Here is a 17,935-nt window from a genome sequence, read left to right as displayed (position 1 = left end):
AGGTCTGGAACGGCGCGCTTAGTCGCCCCACAATTCCTTGAGCTTGCTGAAGAAGCCGGTGGATTGCGGGCATTCCTCGCCGGTTTCCGTGTCGCGGAAGGCTTCGAGCAGTTCCTTCTGCTTGGCGGAAAGGCGGGTCGGGGTTTCGACATCGACCTGTATCACAAGGTCGCCCTGTCCCCGGCCGTTCAGCACCGGCATGCCTGCGCCGCGCTGGCGGATCTGCTTGCCCGATTGGATGCCGCTCGGGATCTTGATCTCGTGCCGCTGGCCGTCGAGGCCGGGCACTTCGATGCAGCCGCCGAGCGCCGCCGTGGTGAAGCTAACCGGCGCGCGGCAGAAGAGCGTCGTGCCGTCGCGTTCGAAGAGGGTATGCCGCTTCACATGTAGGAAGATGTATAGGTCGCCCGATGGTGCGCCGCGCGCGCCAGCCTCGCCTTCGCCGGAGAGGCGGATGCGGGTGCCTTCATCGACGCCGGCCGGGATGTTGACCGACAGCGTCTTGGGCTTGTCCACGCGACCTTCGCCGCGGCAGGTGCGGCAGGGGCTTTCGATGACCTGGCCCGCGCCATGACAGCCGGGGCAGGTGCGTTCGACGACGAAAAAGCCCTGTTGCGCGCGGACCTGGCCGTGGCCGCCGCAGGTGCCGCAGGTCTTGACGCCGGTGCCGGGCTGCGCACCCGATCCGTCGCAGCTTTCGCAGGAGGCGGAGACTTCGATCTCGATCTCGGTCTTCTTGCCGTGATAGGCTTCGTCGAGCGTGATCTCCATGTCGTAGCGCAGGTCGGCGCCGCGCCGCTGCGCCTGACGGCCGCCGCCGCCAAAGCCGCTCTGGCCGAAGATCGTCTCGAAAATATCGCCAAGGTCGGAAAAGCCGCCCGCGCCGCCACGCCCGTTGAAGCCACCGCCGCCGCCGCCATTTTGGGCGTTGGTATAGGCCGCATGGCCATAGCGGTCATAGGCCGCGCGCTTCTGCGGATCTTTCAGGCACTCATAGGCTTCGGAAACCGCCTTGAACCGCGCCTCGCCGTCGGTACATCCCCCGGTTTTGTCCGGGTGGTATTTCATCGCCAGCTTGCGATAGGCGCTCTTGATCGTGCCTGCATCAGCCGAGCGCTCGACCTCGAGCAGTTCGTAATAGTCCAATTCGCTACTCATCTCGCCCCCGGCGCGCGCACGTCCCTCGGCTTCGCCCGGCACGAACGGCTACCATAACCGTTCGGTTCGAGCGAAGTCGAGAACCGTTTCATCGGGCCTTATGCCTTGTTGTCGTCTACTTCCGAAAATTCGGCGTCCACGACATCGTCATCAGCCTTCGGAGCTTCAGCGCCCGGAGCCGAGGCCTGAGCCTGTTCCTTCTCGTAGATCGCCTGGCCGAGCTTCATCGCGACCTGGGCGAGTTCCTGCGCCTTGGCCTTCATCGCTTCGGCGTCGCCGCCTTCGACAGCGGACTTGGTCGCGGCGATCGCGGTTTCGATCTCGGACTTGAGGGCCGCGTCCACCTTGTCACCATGCTCGCTGAGCTGCTGTTCGGTGGTGTGGATCAGGCTTTCGGCATTGTTCTTTGCCTCGGCGCCTTCACGCCGCTTCTTGTCCTCTTCGGCGAAGCGTTCAGCGTCCTTCACCATCTGGTCGATGTCGGCGTCGGACAGACCACCCGAAGCCTGAATGCGGATCTGCTGTTCCTTGCCGGTGCCCTTGTCCTTGGCATGGACGTTGACGAGGCCGTTGGCGTCGATGTCGAAGGTGACTTCGATCTGCGGCACGCCGCGCGGCGCGGGCGGGATGCCGACCAGGTCGAACTGGCCGAGCAGCTTGTTGTCCGCCGCCATTTCACGTTCGCCCTGGAACACGCGGATAGTCACCGCCTGCTGATTGTCGTCGGCGGTCGAATAGACCTGCGACTTCTTGGCAGGAATGGTGGTGTTGCGATCGATCATGCGGGTGAACACGCCGCCCAGCGTCTCGATGCCGAGCGACAGCGGGGTCACGTCGAGCAGCAGCACGTCCTTGACGTCACCCTGCAGCACGCCCGCCTGAATCGCAGCGCCCATCGCGACGACTTCATCCGGGTTCACGCCCGTATGCGGTTCCTTGCCGAAGAATTCCTTCACGGCCTCGCGCACCTTGGGCATGCGGGTCATGCCGCCGACGAGGACGACTTCGCTGATCTCGCTCGCGGAAATGCCAGCGTCGGCCATAGCCTTCTTGCAAGGCTCCATGGTCCGCTTGATGAGGTCCGTCACCAGACGCTCAAGATCGGCGCGGGTGATGTTCTTCACCAGATGCTTGGGACCGTTCTGGTCAGCGGTGATGAAGGGCAGATTGACTTCGGTCGACTGCGCGGACGACAGTTCGATCTTCGCCTTTTCGGCTGCTTCCTTCAGACGCTGGAGAGCCAGCTTGTCCTTGGTGAGGTCGATGCCCTCATCCTTCTTGAAGCCTTCGGCCAGATATTCGACCAGCTTGGCGTCGAAATCTTCGCCGCCCAAGAAGGTGTCGCCGTTGGTGGACTTCACCTCGAACACGCCATCACCGATCTCCAGAATCGAGATGTCAAAGGTGCCGCCACCAAGGTCATAGACCGCGATGGTCTTGCCGTCCTGCTTCTCAAGCCCATAGGCCAGCGCAGCGGCGGTCGGCTCGTTGATGATGCGCAGCACTTCAAGGCCCGCGATCTGACCGGCGTCCTTGGTCGCCTGACGCTGGGCGTCGTTGAAGTAGGCAGGGACGGTGATGACCGCCTGCGTGACCGTCTCGCCCAGATAGCTTTCGGCCGTTTCCTTCATCTTCTGCAGGGTGAAGGCGGAAATCTGTGAAGGCGAATAATCCTTGCCGCCCGCCTGGACCCATGCGTCGCCATTGCCGCCCTTCACGATGTGATAGGGGACGAGTTCCATGTCCTTCTTGGTGGTCGGATCATCGAAGCGGCGGCCGATCAAGCGCTTCACCGCGAAAATCGTGTTGTCCGGATTGGTGACGGCCTGGCGCTTGGCGGGCTGGCCGATCAGGCGCTCGCCATCCTTGGTGAAGGCCACGATCGACGGCGTGGTGCGCGCGCCTTCCGCATTTTCGATCACCTTGGGCTTGCCGCCGTCCATCACAGCCACGCAGCTGTTGGTGGTGCCAAGGTCAATGCCGATTACTTTTCCCATCTTGTCCTCTTTGAACCCCAATTTCATTCAGCGGTTGACGGCCCCATACCTCACGAAAGCGCCAAGGCAAGGCCGGTTTGCGGATGGGATATAGGCGCGATCTTTCTTGGCACAAGAAGTGGCAGCGATTACCGTAACAACCGACCGGAAACGAGACAGTCACGAAAGCCTCCTGATGCGCGCATTCTTCACCCTCCTTGCCCTCGCCGCCCCCTTCACGCTTGCGGCATGCGGCGATCCTGCACCGACCTATATCGACCAGGCGTGGGTGCGCCTTAGCCCCAACAAGGACACGCCATCGGCTGGATATTTCGTGGTGCATGGCGGTGACGCAGCGACGCAATTACGCGACGTGCTCACCGATTACGCGCTCAAGGTAGAGATGCATGAGAGCATGGATCACGACGGCATGATGATGATGCAGAAGGTCGATTCAGTCGACATTCCCGCCAAGACGAAAGTCGCCTTCGCGCCGGGCGGCAAACATCTGATGATCTGGGGAGTCAATGATACGGCTATCAGCCGGGGCAAGATGACGCTGACCTTCCTCCTCGCCAATGGCGACCGCCTGCTGGTCGATGCCGCGATCCAGAAACCCGCAGCGTCAGCTCCCAAAGCCGGGGGAACCGAATAAGCTTTGACCAGCCGACCCCTGACCTCGGGAGAAGTCACGCTCGCCCGATCAGTGTTCGGCGACGCAATCGCCTATGATCGGGTACTGGCACATAACCGCAAATGGTGGCCATTTCAGCCCGCCCGCGTGACCATGTCACCGGACGGCCATCTTTGGTTCAATCCCAAGAGCGGCCTCTTCTGTGCGGATTTCTGCGACCAGGGGCTGCACTTGCAGGGTCATTTCATCCATGAGATGACCCATGTCTGGCAGGCTCAAAGGGGCGGGAAATGGTTTCTGCCACTAATGCGCCACCCCTTCTGCCGCTATGGGTACGACATCATGCCGGGGCGGCCTTTCGGGCGATATGGACTTGAACAACAGGCGGAAATCGTCCGTCATGCGTTCCTGATGCGGAAAGGCGCACGCGTGGAGGGGAAGCCACCGCTGCATGTCTATGAAGAGCTACTCCCCTTCAGCCGGGCCTAGTCGTAAGACAGGTTTTCGTCGCCAAAATCTGTTATCTTGGCCCGCATGCGGCTGATCGCACCCTTCCTACCGCTGGCGGCCTTCTTCGCTACGCCAGCATTGGCAGAGCCTTCACCCGCTCAGCGTGCGGGCCATTATTATCTCCGTGGCGTCATGGAGACCGGATCTGAACTGATGCTCCGGCCGGATGGGCGGTTTCAATGGTCTCTCATCTACGGCGCTCTTGATCTTTTCGCCGAAGGACGCTGGCAGGAGGTAGATGGCGCCGTCCGGCTCCTAGCCGAACCGACGAAAGACGTGCCGCAGCCCGGTTTCAATATGCTGACACTGACCATCCGGGGTAACGAACTGATCCCGCCTGATGGACGTGGAGCTTACATCCGCCCCTCAGACGAAACGGACTGAAATTCTCAGTTAACCGCCGCCTCCAGCAAACGGATGCTCCCCACATCAGCATCAATTTCAGCGCGCACGCCCAATGGCAGGCTGAACTGGCTCGCGACATGACCTATGGCAGCGCCTTGAAACGCTGGAACGCCAAGGGGGCTGAAATGCTGCTGTAGCACTTGCGACAAGGTGAAACCGCCATAGGATGGCTCCCGTGCGCCACAGCTTGTGCACTGACCAAACACCACGCCCGCCACCTTGCCCAGCACGCCTGCCTGCGACAGCTGGGTCAGCATCCGGTCGATCCGGTAGGGTGCCTCATCTACATCCTCCAGAAACAGGATGGCACCCGCGAAGTCGGGCAACCAGCCCGTGCCCATCATGGCCGCCAGCACAGTCAGGTTACCGCCCAGCAATCGCCCGCTGGCCCGCCCTGCGCCAAAGGTCCGGATGCGCCCGCCTAATGGAACCAGCCGGTCCTCCTTGGGCTGCGGATTGATCAAGGTCGGTGTGGCGCCTTCAAAGGCAATTGCGCGGAAGGCGTCCCAACTGAATTGCGGCCAACTGCTTGCGGCATTGGGTCCATGGATCGTCGTGAAACCCGCCCGTGCCGCAAAGGCCATATGGAGCGCGGTAATATCGCTGAATCCGATTAGCAGCTTGGGGTTCGCCCGAATCGTTGCAAAATCCAGATGAGGCAGGATGCGCGCGCATCCCCATCCGCCGCGAACAGCAAAGACTCCCCGGACCTTCGGATCAGCGAACATCGCGTTGACGTCGGCGGCCCGGTCCTCGTCCTTGCCCGCCAGATAGCCATGTCGTTCGACCAGATGCCGGGCAGGCTTGGGCTTCAACCCCATCGCCGCTATCGTTTCCCGCACGACAGCCAGATCGAACATGTCATCCGTAAAGCCCGCTGGCTCGACAAGTCCCACAACATCGCCCGGACGCAAGCGTGGCGGCTTGATGAGAGTTGGAGCAGGCGCCTTGGCGGCCAGCAGGGCGGTCCCCATGCCCGCCAGCATCATCCGCCTGTCGAAGCCCGGACAGCCGTTCAAAAAGCGCTCCCGTCCTTGCGCCGATAGCCTCCCATCGACCATCGAAGATCAATGTCAGGATAATGCGCGTCCCCCTGTGGCACCCGTCCGAAAGCCAGGAACTCGCAATCGCCGTCGCTTTCATTGATCAACTGGTGCCCATTCGGCTCTCCCTTGGGGAAAGCAGCCATGTCACCTGCCTGCATCGAAAAGCGGCCTTCTTCTTCGATCAACACTGCCTGCCCGCTCAGCATGACGACGAATTCATCCTCATCCTCATGCCAGTGCCGCTGCGATGAAGCCGCACCTGGTTTCAATATCACATGACTGATGCCAAAATCGGCGAGCCCGCAACCATGGCCGAGCTTTCGCACCCAGCGTCCATCGACTGCCCCAGAATAGGGTGCCGGATAACCGGTCCTGTTGTTCTGCTCTATGGCTGCAAGATCGATCTTGGGCATGATCTCTTCCTCCGCTGGCAAAGGCGCTCGGCTTTCGCTAACGCAGCCCCATGAGCATGACCAGCACCAATGCCGACACAGTGGACATAGCACGAAAGCTGATTGCATGTCCTTCGGTAACGCCCGCGCGGGGTGAGGTTTTTGCCGTCCTGGAAGCGATGCTGGTTCCGCTCGGCTTTACCGTCGACCGCTTCATTGTCGGGGAGGAGCCCGACGGTCCGGTCGAAAATCTGCTCGCGTGGCGCACGACCGGGGCGGGTCCGCACTTCGCCTTTGCCGGGCATCTGGACGTCGTGCCGCCTGGGGATGGCTGGACAAGCGACCCTTTCACGCCCGAACTTCGCGGCGACCTGCTCTACGGTCGCGGCGCGGTTGATATGAAGGGATCGATCGCTGCATTCGTCGCCGCGCTCGCCAGCATTCCGGAAGATTTGCCGGGTACGGTCAGCCTCATCATCACTGGCGACGAAGAAGGCCCTGCGGTTTTCGGCACGCTGGCGCTCATGGATCGCATGGCCGCGCATGGACTGCGGCCAGACCTCTGCCTGGTTGGCGAACCCACCTCGTCCCAGCGGCTCGGAGACGTCATCAAGGTGGGCCGACGCGGTTCGGTGAACATGTGGATCCGGGTTGACGGAGTGCAGGGGCATGTCGCCTATCCGCATCTGGCCGACAATCCCGTGCCACGGCTCGTTCGCATTCTTGCCGCCATAGATGCCGTGGTGCTGGACGAAGGCACCGACTGGTTTCAGCCAAGCAATATTGAGATCACCGACCTGGAAGTCGGCAACCCCGCGACCAATGTCATTCCAGCTACAGCGAATGCACGCATCTCCATCCGCTTCAATGATCGACATAGTGGCGCGCAGCTCATTGAACGGATCAACGCGATCGCCGCAGCGGAGGGTGGCACCGTCACCGCAAAGATCAGCGGCGAACCATTCCTGACCGAACCCGGCGCCTTGTCCAGCCTTGTCGCAGGAGCGATCAGGGAGGTGACCGGTGTGGAAGCAGAACTTTCAACCACTGGCGGCACTTCGGACGCCCGTTTCCTCTCTCGCCTCTGCCCCGTGGTCGAATTCGGCCTGAATAATGCGACGATGCACAAGCTGGATGAGGCGGTGGCCGTGCAGGACCTGCAAGATCTGACGCGCATTTACGCGCTTATTGTCCGCCGGGCGCTAGCGGCCTGACCTTCAAACCATTCGGCGCTGGATGGACTGCTTCGGTGCAAAGCGGGCCAGATAATCCTGCTCGCTGGTGGGTCGGGCGAAATGATATCCCTGGAACAGCGTGCAGCCGATAACGCGCAGCATTTCCATTTGCGCTTCCGACTCGACACCCTCCACCACAACCTCCATCCCCAGCCCCTGGATCAGGCCGACAACGGCACTGCAAATGGTACGTGCTTCGGCTGATACGGCGATGTCGCGCACCAGACTCCGATCGATCTTGATCCGATCGACAGGCAGTTCCTTCAGGCGGGACAGGTTGGAATAACCAGTGCCAAAATCATCGATGGCGATCCGCACGCCTTCCTCACGCAGCGCTTTCAACTGCGCACGCACCCGATCGTCCATTCCCATCGCCAGCGATTCGGAAATTTCCAGCTCCAACATGTGCGGCGGGGTCTGATGCGCCGCCATGGCATGCCGCAGCCGCAGGAAGAAATCCGCCTGGGACAGTTCCCTTGACGAGATGTTGACCGCGATGCGCTGCCCCACCTCGGCCTTCGACCAACGCGCCGCCGTTTCGCAAACGCGGCTCATTACCCAATCGCCCAACGCCACGATAGCGCCGCTTTCCTCCGCAACAGGTACGAAGAAGCCTGGCATGACCATGTCACGTTCGGGATGTGCCCAGCGGATCAAGGCTTCGGCCGTGACGACCCGGCCACTCACAGCCTCCACCTGCGGCTGGAACTCCAGAATGAACTCATCCCGTTGCAACGCCAGCAACAGATCTCGCTCCAGCTCGGCGCGGTCGGCGGCTTCCAGCGCCAGTTCTGCGGTGAACATCTCGGCCCGGTTCCGTCCCCGATGCTTGGCATGATACATGGCGATGTCGGCGGATCGCAGCAGGGCAGAGAGGGTATCGCCGTGATCGGGGTAGCAGGCGATGCCAATCGATGCGCCCAATTCTATATGCTGGCTGCCCAGATCAAAGCGCTCGCTCAGAGCGAACTGAATGGCGCGCGCGATGCGGTTCGCAGCGTCGGGGCCGGGCAAGCTGGGGAAGAACATCGTGAACTCGTCACCCGCGAGGCGGCCAATGACGGCGTCACTATTGCCAGCACTGACCTGCGCCATGACAACTTCGCGAAGACGGCCCGCAACCCGGGCTAGGATCTGGTCGCCCGCAGCATGGCCCAGCGTGTCATTCACCCCCTTGAAGCCGTCGAGGTCGATGAAGAGCAGCGCCGCTGCAGAGGTCTCTTCCCGCTCGGCAAGCAGCCTTTCAACCTGTCGGCAAAAGCTGGTGCGGTTGGCAAGGCCCGTCACCTGGTCAAACAATGCGAGTGTTTGGACATGGTCCAGATTGGTGCGGACCTGACTGAACAGGCTGGTCATCGCTACGGACAGATCGGGCAACTCGACGGCGATCTCAGGCGGTACGGACGATTGCAGGTCGCCGTGGGCAGCGGCGATCAGCCTTTCGGTTGCGACATCAATGGCGCTCGCAGTCGTGGCGACTGTCTGGCGTGCCGACGCCCAGCTCAATGTGCCGCACAGGATCGCCACGATCAGCGATCTGCCGATGCCCAGGATGTCGTCAGCCTGGTCCTGCCCGAGCACAAGCGACAGGATGAACACCAGCGCCCCCGCGGCGCAGGCGAAGGCAGTGGCGCGGCTTTTCAATGTCACGCCCTGCATGTGCCTCCTGCCCAGAGCGTAGCTCGCTAATGAGCCACGGATCGAGACGCTTATGGAGGACGCTGGTTAAGAAAAGGTCAGTGACCCAGCTGGGCGCGCCTATTTTTTGCGCCGCAATATGATATAGATAGCTCCGTCCCCGCCATGGCGGGGGTGGGCCTGTCTAACGCTCGCGATCCGGTCGGCAAAGGGGCTGGTCTCCAGCCAGTGACCGATCTCACCCCGGATTGCGCCCCGCCGGGATTCGCGGTTTGGAGCGGCCGTTTTCGGAGGCTTCCCTGTAATCACCAGCAAGATGCGCAGTCCACGGGCGAGCGCGGAAGACAGCGCCTGGTTCAGCATTGCATGCGCGCTGGACAGGGTATGACCGTGAAGGTCGATCGCCATGTCCGGCACCAGCGTCCCGCCCCGGATGCGGCGCTCCCACCCAGTATCGAGAATAGCTGTCGGGGAGCGGGATGGACGGGTTTCTATCGGCCGCGAAGGAACAGGCGGCAAAGCTCGACTGCCTGGCACCGTTGCAACAGGTTCAGCCATATCGACTTTATGCCGACCGGACCGTAGCGGGCGAACGGATCGAGTAAGAGCGCTCCAAAGCGCCTGTTCCTCGGAGGAAAGATGCCGACGGGCCATCGCCAGCAGCAATTATTGTGACGCCAACCGCGCCGCCGATCCAACGGGCAGCAGGATCAGCGCGCTACCGCGTGCCGACATGCCCCCGGCGATCGACCGCGCTCGACTGCCTGCGCCCCAGAAGCTGTCGAACCGATTGGCGCCTTTGATGGCACCGCCCGTGTCCTGGGCAATCCAGACGCCATTGGGCTCCGCGCGATCAAGCGAAAGCAGCACTGGCGCCCCCAGTGGAACATATCGCGGATCAGCCGCCACGGTCGCCTCAGCCGTCACCGGCACCCCCATGGCGCCAATCGGCCCCGGCCCCGTCAGTTCGCGAAAAAACACGAAACTCTTGTTTTCATTCATGATCTGCGCCCCCTCCACCGGGTTGGCGCGCAACCATGCCATGATATCCTGCATCGATCCCGCCTGGATCAGTCCGCGATCCTTCATCAGCTTGCCGATGCCTGTGTAATCGCGGCCATTCTGCCCGTCATAGCCGATCCGCATGACATCGCCGCCGGGCAGCAGCAGACGCCCACTGCCCTGCACCTGAAGGAAGAAGAATTCGACTGGGTCCGCCGCCCACGCGAGTTCAAGCCCACGCCCCGCGAGGGAACCGGCGACGATTTGGGCGCGCTCGGCAAACGGAACAAAATTGCTCCCTTGCACCTTGCCGCGGATGGTCTTGCCCTTCAGGCTGTCACTGAACAAGCCAAGATTGACGTCGATCAGCTCGGGGGGACGGCGATAGATCGGGACTTGGTAGCCCGCTTGTTCAGTTCGCGATCCGGAGATTTCCGGCTCATAATATCCAGTAACGAACGCTGCGCCGGGGCCGACCTGCACCGCCTCGAAATAACGGGCAAAAAATTCGTTGGCGCTCGCTTCAGGCCAACTGGACGCGGCAGCGCAGGCGTTGTTCCAATCCGACCCTTTTGTAAGGCCGCTCTGATCGATGCGCTTCATCAGCGACGGGCAGGAAAGACGAAATGCCTTCAGCGCCTTGCGTGAACGCTCTCCCGCTTCGATCAGTGGTGCGATGTCGGGACCACGCATAACTCCAGCGGCGACCGCAGTTAAATTGTCGGCAGCTTGGGTCGACGGCGTCGCGGACGGCAAAGCTGGGCGCGCGGTAGCGGGGATTGGACGAGCCGAGGTCTCCGGGCCGCGCACTGGCCTTGAAGGGGCAGGACCTGTGGCTCCGGGTGGGATGACACCGCCCGCGCATGCCGACAAGAGCAGCGCAGCCGACAGCGCTGCCCACGGCTGCCTGAAGTTCATGCGGCCTCGTCGGTTTCGCTAAGCTTCCAGTTGGGATCGGTGCTGCGCAAGTCGCGCGTGAATGTCCAGATATCGTTGGTGCTCACTGCATCGGTCAGCGAACCAGCGACGACATTGCCGTCCTTGTCCCTCGTCACCGCTGCGATATCGGCCTCGAACCGAAGCGAAACTTCCGCAACGCGCCCCTCGACGCTGGCGCCGACAATCTGCGCCTTCTCGATTCGAACAAGCCGGTTGTCGAGCACATGGCCCGCAACCTCACGCTGTGCGATGGATTCCTCGAAAGACGTCAGCACATCGATATCGCACAGCCATTCGAGTTCCGAACGATCGCCCCGCCAGAATGCCTCCAGAACCATCTTGTAGGCTGCTTTTGCACCCTCGACAAATTGCGGGACATCGAAATTCCGGTCGGCCGCGATCAATGCGCGTACGCCAGCTTCGCCACCCTGGGCGATCAAGCCATCGGCCAACCGCACCGAATCACCGGTCATGTCCGCCATCGTGCGAGGCTGAAGGACAGTGACCTTCGCCCTTTCCTCAGCCGGACGCAACGCAGGTTCCTGCTCATGCCCCGTCCGCTTTCCCAGTACGGAATAGAGCCGCAACGCCAAAAAACCGGCGATGAGGGCGAGGATCACGATTACATACACGGGGCAAAGAACCCTTTAGACTAGATCTGAATACAACAACGCAATCAACATAGGCATGTTTCCGCCCATATTCAAATGGCGCCTTTTGGCGGCGGCATTGCCCTGCCCCGCGCCCCCTGCTAAGCGCACGGGCCAACGTCTTGGGGCTTGTTGCCCCCGGACCAACAGGAAATTCAGGGAACTAAAATGGCCGACGAAGCCGATACGATCCAGACCAGCGCGGGTAACGGCGCCGACACGAGCCCACAGATCGCGCTCATCAGCCAATATGTGAAGGATCTCTCGTTCGAGAACCCCAATTCGCCCGCCGTCTACCAGTGGCCGGACCAGCCGCAAATCGATGTTCAGTTCAACATCGGGGCTGACAAGGTCGGTGATGAAGTCGCCGAAGTTTCGTTGAAAATCGAGGTGAAGGCGCTCGCTCCGCAGGGCACGGCTTTTGCGGTCGAACTGTTGTACGCCGCGCTCTTCGGCATGCGCAATGTGCCTGACGAACAGCTTCAGCCGTTCATGCTGGCAGAAGCGCCGCGCCTGATCTTCCCCTTCGCTCGCCGCGTACTGGCTGACGCGATCCGCGATGGCGGTTTCCCGCCACTGTTGCTCGACCCGATCGATTTCGGTGGACTTTACGAGCAGCAGGCACAGGCGATCGCCCAAACCGCTGGCGAACCGGCCGGTCACGCCTGAAGCACATATGAGGTCGCACTCCGCTCCCGCTGGGCTCGCAAAGCTTGCGGTAAGCGGAGTAAGCGAACTGCCCTGCGCTTCGGCCGTCGGCAGAACGGGCCAGCCCAACCTCGCGCGGCGGGAGAGATAACCCCATGAAGTTGGTCAAGGCGCTTGGCTCGGTAGGCGGGCTGACGCTCGCCAGCAGGGTGCTAGCGCTGGTCCGTGACTCATTGGCCGCGCGCTACGTCGGTGCAGGCTTTGCGTCGGACGCCTTCAATGGCGTAGCTTTCCGTCTGCCGAACATGTTTCGCGCCCTGTTTGCGGAGGGCGCTTTTTCCGCCGCCTTCATTCCGATGTTCAACCGCAAGGCTGCGGGGCCGGGCGGTGTCGCGGACGGCTATCATTTCGCAGAACGTGCGCTGGCCGTCCTGCTGCCGGTGCTTATCTTTTTCACCATCATCCTGATTGCTGCGGCATATCCGGTCACCTGGCTATTATCCGGCGGTTTCTCACGCCAAAACCCGACACCCGAGCAATTCGCCTTTGCGGTGCTGCTGTCGCGCATCACCCTACCCTATCTCGCGCTGATCAGCCTTGCTTCGTTGCTGGGCGGGATATTGAATTCGCTCGATAAATTCTGGGTAAATGCCGCAGCGCCCATATTGTTGAATGTGGCCATGATCGCGGGGCTGTGGCTTTTCCACGGTGCCGACGAATATGAGACGGCCCGGGTCCAGGCCATTTCGGTCACCGTGGGCGGAGCTCTCCAACTCTTGTGGTTGATCTGGGCCTGCCGTCGCGCGGGCGTTTCGATGAAGCTCAAACGCCCTCGCCTTGATGGCGATGTGCGTGAGTTGCTGCGTCTTATCGTGCCAGCCGCCGCCGGTGCTGGCGCTTCGCAGATCAACCTGCTCATTTCCACGGCCTTGTCCGGTTGGCTGCTAGCCTCCGGGTCGATCACCTATATTTACTATGCCGACCGGCTGAACCAATTGCCGCTCGGACTGATCGGAATCAGCCTCGGCACCATATTGCTGCCGACGATTTCCCGGCTTCTGTCGACGGGGCAGGAGCAGGTGGCCATGGAAACGCAAAATCGCGGCGTCGAACTGGCCCTCTTTCTCACATTGCCAGCGACGATCGCCTTCATCACGGTCGCCGAGCCGATCGTTCGCGGCCTTTTTCAATATGGCCGTTTCACCGTTGAGGATGCGCGTCGCTGTGGCTGGGCATTGTCCGCCTTCTCGATCGGCCTCCCCTCCTATGTGCTCGTGAAGGTTCTGACGCCCGGCTATTATGCACGTGGCGACACCAAGACCCCGGTGCGTTATGCGATGCTGTCGATCCTCATCAACATCATCGGCAATATCGCACTAATTCCCCTGCTCGGGCATGTAGGCCCGCCGCTGGCAACTGCGATGTCCTCGACCGTCAATGTCGCCATGCTTTATGCAACGCTGGTAAAGCGCGGCCATTTCATCGCTGACGCGCAACTGCGCCGACGGCTGCCTCGACTAGCGCTGGCGGCCCTGGTCATGGGCGCTGCGCTCATCGCGGGTGAGAGCCTTCTTGAACCGTGGTTGGCCGGCGCAATGATCCAGCGTTATCTTGCGCTGGCCGTGCTTGTCGGCGCGGGGATAGCGCTTTACGGGATAGCCTGTTTCCTGACGGGCGCCTATCGGGTGTCCGACCTTAAGGCACTCATGCGCCGTCGGGGCTCAACCACAACCCAAGAGAATGGATAGAAGAATGCGCGTCCTTTCCGGCATCCAGCCGACCGGTAATCTGCACCTGGGTAATTATCTGGGCGCGATCCGCAATTGGGTGCGGATGCAGGACGAGATGGATGCGGCAAGTCAATGCTTCTTCTTTCTGGCCGACATGCATTCGATCACCGTGCATGAGGAGCGCGAGCAGCGCATCCGTAATGTCCGCGATATGGCGGCGGCGCTTGTCGCTGCGGGGATTGATCCGGATCGCTCTGTACTTTTCAACCAGGCGCGGGTCCCCGCCCATGCGGAGCTATGCTGGTTGCTGAACGGTACGGCGCGGATCGGCTGGCTGAACCGCATGACGCAGTTCAAGGATAAGGTCGGCAAGGATCGCGAGGGCGCCTCGATCGGCCTGTTCGTCTATCCGGTACTCCAGGCAGCCGACATACTCGTCTACAATGCTACGCATGTGCCTGTGGGCGAGGATCAGAAGCAGCATCTCGAACTGGCCCGGGACATCGCCACAAAGTTCAACACGGATTTCGGGGTAGAACTGTTCACCTTGCCTGATCCGATCATACCCAAGGAGTCGGCGCGCATCATGTCCTTGCGCGATGGCACTGCAAAGATGTCGAAGTCCGATCCGTCGGACATGAGCCGCATCAACCTCACCGATGAGGATGACGCGATCATGCAGAAGGTGAAGAAGGCCAAGACTGATCCGGAACCATTGCCCGAGACGGCAGAGGGTCTGCAGGGTCGGCCGGAAGCGAATAATCTGATCGGCATCTACGCGACTTTGACCGGAAGAACGGCCGACGCCGTGTGCGCCGATTTTGCGGGCAAGGGTTTTGGGGCTTTCAAACCCGCCTTGGGCGAACTGCTGGTTGAAACCCTCCGGCCTATCCGTACGCGTTTCCTTGAGCTACGCACGGATGACGCGGCGCTCGACGCCATATTGGAAAATGGTGCCGCAAAGGCGCGAGTCGCCGCTGAGCCCACGCTGCGAGCGGCCTATGATGCGATGGGCCTGATGCGCTGAAACGCTGCCCGTCGTCTTCGACGGAATAACGATCGCCGTGGCGTCCTGCCTATAGCTGACATTTATTGCGTCCGCCCGCCTTGTTCGAGCGTTCAAATGATGTTCAGTTGCGTTCTGCTATTGTCGGGCGCAAGGTTGAAATGGCTCTCTGCCTTAGGGACGCAGGAATATGAAACTTATCAAAAAGATTGGTATGGTTGCGGCGCCGACGTTGGCGCTGATCGCCCTTTCTGGCTGTGCTTCATCCTTCAAAGCGAATGTCGCGCGCTTCCAGCAATTGCCTGCACCAGCCGGGCAGAGCTTCACCATCGTTTCCGATGACCCGAGTCTCGCCGGTGGCCTTGAATTTTCGCAATATGCACGGATGGTAGGTCAACGCCTGGCGCAGACAGGCTACACTCCCGCATCTGATCCGGCCCGTGCGGACCTGATCGTCCGCGTCGCCTATCATGTCGATAATGGGCGTGAGAAGGTGCGCTCTACGGGCTTCGGCCCGCCCGACCCCTATTTCTATGGCGGCTGGGGCTGGCGCGGCCGGTGGGGTAGGCCCTGGGGCTACGGCTTCTATGACCCGTGGCTGTTCGGCCCCGGCTACAACGACGTCAGCAGCTATACCGTATATACCAGCGACCTCAGCATGAAGATCGATCGGGCAGCTGACAACCGCCGGCTGTTCGAGGGCAAGGCTTCCGCGCAGTCCCTGTCGAACAGGTTGACCTATCTGGTCCCCAATTTGATCGACGCCATGTTCATCGGCTTCCCAGGGCAGAATGGCGAGGATGTAAAGATCACCCTGCCGCCGGAACGGAAGGGCTGATCTCAGCCGAAGCACTCGTCGACGGTCTTCTCCTCGGAGTAGGAGACCGCCGAATTCCTCTGCTCGGCGGGATCAGGGAAGCCGACGGGCTGTCGTGATCCTTATGGGTTGCTGAAGCATCTGCCCCTTCATAACCCCCTCGCCCGCAGTCGGCGACTTTGGTGCCGACAGGATCGCGCGGACCACGTCCATACCCTCCGCCACATGGGCAAACACAGCGAAGCCGTGATTATCCCCCGGCGAGGCGGGTTGCGCGTCCATGCTGGGCATCTTGCCAAGGACGATGAAGAAATCCCCGGTGGCGCTTCCCGGCGCATAGCGTGCCATGGAAAGCGCGCCTTCATCATGGGTAAGCCCGGTTTGCGTGGTGGGTTCATGGGCGATGGGTGGCAGTGTGCGCGCGGGATCATTCTGCGTTCCGCCCTGGACGAAACCATAATCAGCTGTCCCCACAGCGCGGTAGAATGTGGTGCCATCCAGCCGCTTCTGATCGACATAGCGCAAGAAGTTGCGCGCGGTGATCGGCGCCTTCGCTAGATGGACGGCGACGATAATGCGGCCAGCACTTGTATCGATCGCGACCTGCACGTCCTGTGAAGGAGAAGAAGCCGTAACCTGAGCGGCGGCGGCCGTGAAGGAAAGTAGAGCGGCGAGCAGCAGGGCGATATATCGGATCACCGCTGCACCCTAATCCATCGCCCCATTGCTGTCAGCGTCAGTTTTCCAGCTGGCGCAGGAGGGTACGGACGTCGGCGTCGATGTCAGCGTTCGTCTGCCGCAATTCCTCGATCGTGCGCACGGCGTGGATGACGGTGCTATGATCGCGGCCACCGAAGATGCGTCCGATCTCGGGCAGCGACCGGGGCGTCATCTTCTTGGCGAGATACATGGCCACCTGACGGGGTCTCGCCACAGCGCGAGCGCGGCGCTTGGACCGCATTTCCGAAGCGTCGATCTTGTAGTGGGCCGCGCAGACCTTCTGGATCTCGTCTACCGTGATGCGGCGGGCGTTGGCGCGCACGGCGTCGGCGAGCATGCTCTGGGCAAATTCCAGATCGACGGAGCGGCCGGTGAGTTGGCCGTAGGCGATCAGTTTGTTGAAAGCGCCTTCTAACTCACGAATGTTTGAGCGAATTGAACGCGCCAGGAAATCGACGACCGCGTCAGGGACCGGCGGGTCGCCGGCGATGGCGCGTTTGGCTTCCAGGATGGAGAGGCGGAGGTCAAGGTCGGCCGGGCGGATGTCGGCGACCAGCCCTCCGGCGAGGCGGGACAGGATGCGGGCGTCGATCGAATCGAGCAGTTGCGGGGCGCGGTCGGCGGTGACGACGATGCGGGCGCCGGAATCGATCAAGTCATTGATAGTGTGGAGAAATTCCTCCTGCGTCGAGCCCTTGCCAGCGATGAACTGAATGTCGTCGATCAGCAGCAGGCGGGCGGCGCGCAGGCGAGCCTTGAACATCATGGTCTCGTTCGCACGCATCGCGTTCACGAACTCCATCATGAACCGCTCCGCCGACATGTAGAGCACAGGCGCGGCCGGTGAATGGGTGGAGAAGTGCTGGGCGATGGCGTGGAGCAGGTGAGTCTTGCCCTGTCCCGTGCTGCCATGGATGAACAGCGGGCTGAAGCGGGGCTGCGCTTCTGCCGCGATCGCCTGCGCCGCGGAAAAGGCGAGGTGGTTGGATTCGCCGGTTACGAAATCGGCAAAGCTGTGGCGCGGCTGGAAATTGCAGGCGGGGGCGGCATCAAGGGAAACCGGATCAACAACGGCGGTCTCCTCCACCGGTGCGGCTTCAAGCAAGCGCGGGCCGACGGAGTTAGGCGCGCGGCGAAGCCGGACCTCCCGGACCCCCACGCCAGCACAGCGCCATGCCATGCACAGCCGGTCACCAAAATGACCGGACACGAAATTGGCCGTGAAGTCGGAGGCGAACAACAGGTCCAGCGTCTGGGATTCGGGGCAATAGTCGCCCAGCCGAGCGGCCTTCAGCCACTGATCGAACATGCGCGGGCCGATGTCGCGGCGAAGCCCGGCGCGGATCGCGTCCCACGCCGATTCCAGACGCGCATGATCATGCGATGCCTGAACGCTCAAACTATCCGCCACTGCCGTGAAACCCTTCAT

General features: G+C 61.6%; 18 protein-coding genes. 8 read left to right on the top strand and 10 right to left on the bottom strand.

What is annotated here, in order from left to right; genetic code table 11:
* Nucleotides 1-18: 18 nt before the first annotated feature.
* Together dnaJ and dnaK are read right to left on the bottom strand one after the other, a co-directional pair.
* Entirely contained in the window at nt 19-1,158 is a 1,140-nt protein-coding gene (gene dnaJ, locus ACZ5TB_RS00090; protein ID WP_464791558.1) for a molecular chaperone DnaJ, read from the bottom strand.
* A gap of 98 nt (nt 1,159-1,256) precedes the next feature.
* A complete protein-coding gene (gene dnaK / locus ACZ5TB_RS00085; RefSeq protein WP_449470994.1) occupies nt 1,257-3,155 on the bottom strand; it encodes a molecular chaperone DnaK in 1,899 nt (632 codons plus the stop codon).
* Between the two features lie 175 nt (nt 3,156-3,330).
* On the opposite strand from dnaK, the gene ACZ5TB_RS00080 reads away from it, so the two are divergent.
* The 3 genes from ACZ5TB_RS00080 to ACZ5TB_RS00070 are packed head-to-tail and all read left to right on the top strand — an operon-like array spanning nt 3,331 to nt 4,662.
* On the top strand, nt 3,331-3,789 hold the full coding sequence (locus ACZ5TB_RS00080; protein ID WP_464791557.1) for a copper chaperone PCu(A)C: 459 nt from the start codon (nt 3,331-3,333) through the stop codon (nt 3,787-3,789).
* 3 nt (nt 3,790-3,792) lie between these two features.
* Nucleotides 3,793-4,257, top strand: a complete 465-nt coding sequence (locus tag ACZ5TB_RS00075; protein ID WP_464791556.1) for a vgr related protein — start codon at nt 3,793-3,795, stop codon at nt 4,255-4,257.
* Between the two features lie 45 nt (nt 4,258-4,302).
* Nucleotides 4,303-4,662, top strand: a complete 360-nt coding sequence (locus ACZ5TB_RS00070) for a hypothetical protein (protein WP_464791555.1) — start codon at nt 4,303-4,305, stop codon at nt 4,660-4,662.
* 5 nt (nt 4,663-4,667) lie between these two features.
* Here ACZ5TB_RS00070 and ACZ5TB_RS00065 read toward each other — a convergent pair whose 3' ends face one another.
* Together ACZ5TB_RS00065 and ACZ5TB_RS00060 are read right to left on the bottom strand one after the other, a co-directional pair.
* Nucleotides 4,668-5,657: a S66 peptidase family protein gene (locus ACZ5TB_RS00065; RefSeq protein WP_464792565.1), complete on the bottom strand. Its 990-nt coding sequence runs from the start codon at nt 5,655-5,657 to the stop codon at nt 4,668-4,670.
* Nucleotides 5,658-5,698: 41 nt separating this feature from the next.
* Nucleotides 5,699-6,142 (bottom strand): cupin domain-containing protein, encoded by a 444-nt coding sequence (locus ACZ5TB_RS00060; RefSeq protein ID WP_464791554.1) that lies wholly within the window; start codon nt 6,140-6,142, stop codon nt 5,699-5,701.
* Between the two features lie 50 nt (nt 6,143-6,192).
* On the opposite strand from ACZ5TB_RS00060, the gene dapE reads away from it, so the two are divergent.
* Nucleotides 6,193-7,335, top strand: coding sequence for a succinyl-diaminopimelate desuccinylase (gene dapE, locus ACZ5TB_RS00055; RefSeq protein ID WP_464791553.1), 1,143 nt, complete (start codon nt 6,193-6,195; stop codon nt 7,333-7,335).
* Nucleotides 7,336-7,338: 3 nt separating this feature from the next.
* Here dapE and ACZ5TB_RS00050 read toward each other — a convergent pair whose 3' ends face one another.
* From ACZ5TB_RS00050 to ACZ5TB_RS00035, 4 genes are all read right to left on the bottom strand, one after another.
* Nucleotides 7,339-9,015, bottom strand: a complete 1,677-nt coding sequence (locus ACZ5TB_RS00050) for a putative bifunctional diguanylate cyclase/phosphodiesterase (protein WP_464791552.1) — start codon at nt 9,013-9,015, stop codon at nt 7,339-7,341.
* Between the two features lie 99 nt (nt 9,016-9,114).
* Entirely contained in the window at nt 9,115-9,648 is a 534-nt protein-coding gene (locus tag ACZ5TB_RS00045; RefSeq protein ID WP_464791551.1) for a Smr/MutS family protein, read from the bottom strand.
* A 12-nt stretch (nt 9,649-9,660) separates the two neighbouring features.
* Complete coding sequence (gene mltA / locus ACZ5TB_RS00040; RefSeq protein WP_464791550.1) at nt 9,661-10,914, bottom strand: murein transglycosylase A; 1,254 nt, start codon at nt 10,912-10,914, stop codon at nt 9,661-9,663.
* Nucleotides 10,911-11,567, bottom strand: a complete 657-nt coding sequence (locus ACZ5TB_RS00035) for a Tim44/TimA family putative adaptor protein (RefSeq protein ID WP_464791549.1) — start codon at nt 11,565-11,567, stop codon at nt 10,911-10,913. The genes mltA and ACZ5TB_RS00035 overlap by 4 nt, the downstream gene beginning before the upstream one ends.
* Before the next feature lie 186 nt (nt 11,568-11,753).
* Between ACZ5TB_RS00035 and secB the strand changes: the two genes are divergently transcribed.
* From secB to ACZ5TB_RS00015, 4 genes are all read left to right on the top strand, one after another.
* Nucleotides 11,754-12,254, top strand: coding sequence for a protein-export chaperone SecB (gene secB / locus ACZ5TB_RS00030; protein WP_464791548.1), 501 nt, complete (start codon nt 11,754-11,756; stop codon nt 12,252-12,254).
* 134 nt (nt 12,255-12,388) lie between these two features.
* Entirely contained in the window at nt 12,389-13,981 is a 1,593-nt protein-coding gene (gene murJ / locus ACZ5TB_RS00025) for a murein biosynthesis integral membrane protein MurJ (protein ID WP_464791547.1), read from the top strand.
* Nucleotides 13,982-13,985: 4 nt separating this feature from the next.
* A complete protein-coding gene (gene trpS / locus ACZ5TB_RS00020) occupies nt 13,986-14,990 on the top strand; it encodes a tryptophan--tRNA ligase (protein ID WP_464791546.1) in 1,005 nt (334 codons plus the stop codon).
* 169 nt (nt 14,991-15,159) lie between these two features.
* A complete protein-coding gene (locus ACZ5TB_RS00015; RefSeq protein WP_464791545.1) occupies nt 15,160-15,807 on the top strand; it encodes a DUF4136 domain-containing protein in 648 nt (215 codons plus the stop codon).
* A gap of 72 nt (nt 15,808-15,879) precedes the next feature.
* Here the strand turns inward: ACZ5TB_RS00015 and ACZ5TB_RS00010 are convergent, their stop codons facing one another.
* Entirely contained in the window at nt 15,880-16,485 is a 606-nt protein-coding gene (locus ACZ5TB_RS00010) for a peptidylprolyl isomerase (protein ID WP_464791544.1), read from the bottom strand.
* A 37-nt stretch (nt 16,486-16,522) separates the two neighbouring features.
* Nucleotides 16,523-17,935, bottom strand: coding sequence for a chromosomal replication initiator protein DnaA (gene dnaA, locus ACZ5TB_RS00005; RefSeq protein WP_464791543.1), 1,413 nt, complete (start codon nt 17,933-17,935; stop codon nt 16,523-16,525).

The organism is Sphingobium sp. TomTYG74 (genome assembly GCF_055393875.1).
The sequence above is the reverse complement of the archived record's forward strand: the minus strand, read 5'-3'. Positions and strand labels throughout refer to the sequence as shown.